General features: G+C 69.4%; 2 protein-coding genes. Both read right to left on the bottom strand.

All coding sequences use genetic code 11. The features are described from left to right. Nucleotides 1–44: 44 nt before the first annotated feature. Nucleotides 45–443: a GPW/gp25 family protein gene (locus AC5LUJ_RS08115; protein WP_493464729.1), complete on the bottom strand. Its 399-nt coding sequence runs from the start codon at nucleotides 441–443 to the stop codon at nucleotides 45–47. An 87-nt stretch (nucleotides 444–530) separates the two neighbouring features. Beyond that, the gene (locus tag AC5LUJ_RS08120; protein WP_250281612.1) at nucleotides 531–1,238 is read right to left on the bottom strand and encodes a phage baseplate assembly protein V; all 708 of its coding nucleotides are present in this window, start codon (nucleotides 1,236–1,238) and stop codon (nucleotides 531–533) included. Between the last annotated feature and the right edge of the window lie 57 nt (nucleotides 1,239–1,295).

Raw genomic sequence — 1,295 nt, forward strand, 5'->3', positions numbered from 1 at the left:
GCTCTCGGCCGGCTCGGTGCCGCTGGTCCGTTCGGTGCTGTCGGTCAGCTCAGTGGGAGCGGCAGCTCGGACGGGGAGACGAACCGGGCGTCCGCGCGCCGGCCGGTGTCCAGCCGCCGGTAGCCGACCTCGACGGTCAGCACGTTCTCGTCCGAACGGATCTCGACCGCCTCGACCGTGATGACCTCGGCAAGCCAGCGCTGCAGCGCGCCGCGCACTAGGAACTCGGTGGCGGTGGCCAGCGCGTCGCTGTTCGGCAGGAACACCAGGCCCAGCAGGCCGCAGCCGAAGTCCGGCCGGTTGACCCGCTCCCCCGGGTTGGTGAACAGCACCTGAAAGATCATGTCCCGGACGTGGTCGTCGGAGTCGGTGCCGGCCACCCGCCCGGTCGCGTCGACGTGGAACGGGTGGTCCAGCCGAAAACGCCGCTCGGGCGCGCCCATGTTCGCCACGGTTCTCCCTCCTTGCTTCCCAGCCGGTTTTCACCCGGTTCTCACAGCGTTATTTCCAGTCGTTTCCAACAGCGCTTCTCAGCCGGTTTTCACGGCGCTGGACGTGAGGCCCGACGGGGGCGTCATCGGCGCGGCCGGCGGCGCCGGGGTCACCGGGCCGACCGGTGACGACTGCCCGGGATGCATGTGCTTGCTGAACTCCTTCGCGAAATCCTTGAGGTATTTCTCAAGGGCGTCGCCGAACGCCAGCGGGTGAGCCGCGTCCTTCGTCAGTTCGATCTTCCCCGCGTCCACCACCACGCTCTTCGCGGCCTTCACCGTCACGGTTCCGCCGGAGATGTCGACCGTGACCGTGTTCTTGCCGTCGGCGTCGCCGACCGTGATCTTCTTGTGCTCGTCGTCGATGGTGAGCAGCAGGCCGTTCCTGGTGCGCAGCAGCACCATCGGCGCCTCGGCCGGGCTGCCCTCGCCGTCCTTCGGCAGCCCCCCGTCCGACCACCAGCAGCCGGTCCAGACCGGACGGCAGACGTCACCCGCCTCGAACTCGATCCACACGCCCGCCTTCTCCGGCGGCATCACGAACAGGCCCACCTCCGGCCCGGCGTACGGCAGTGCGGGCAGCGCCCAGCCCGTCTCGACCGAACCGAGCAGTTCGGGCACCACCGCCCTGATCCGGCCGAGGTTGTCCGGGTCGGTGTTCCTGGTGACGAACCCCCGGTACTTGCCGTAGTAGCGGCCGCCACCGCCGGCCGTGACACCGCCGTGCTCCACCGCGGACATGGTCATCGGGACCGCGTCTCCTGTCCTCGTCATCGCTCCGGCTGGATCGCTCCGGCTGGAACG

It is taken from the genome of Protofrankia sp. CiP1_Cm_nod3, assembly GCF_982290655.1.

Excerpts from the sequence above, each read along its gene's own strand:
- AC5LUJ_RS08115 (WP_493464729.1), bottom strand. The coding sequence starts at position 443 with ATGGGCGCGCCCGAGCGGCGTTTTCGGCTGGACCACCCGTTCCACGTC.
- AC5LUJ_RS08120 (WP_250281612.1), bottom strand. The coding sequence starts at position 1,238 with ATGACCATGTCCGCGGTGGAGCACGGCGGTGTCACGGCCGGCGGTGGC.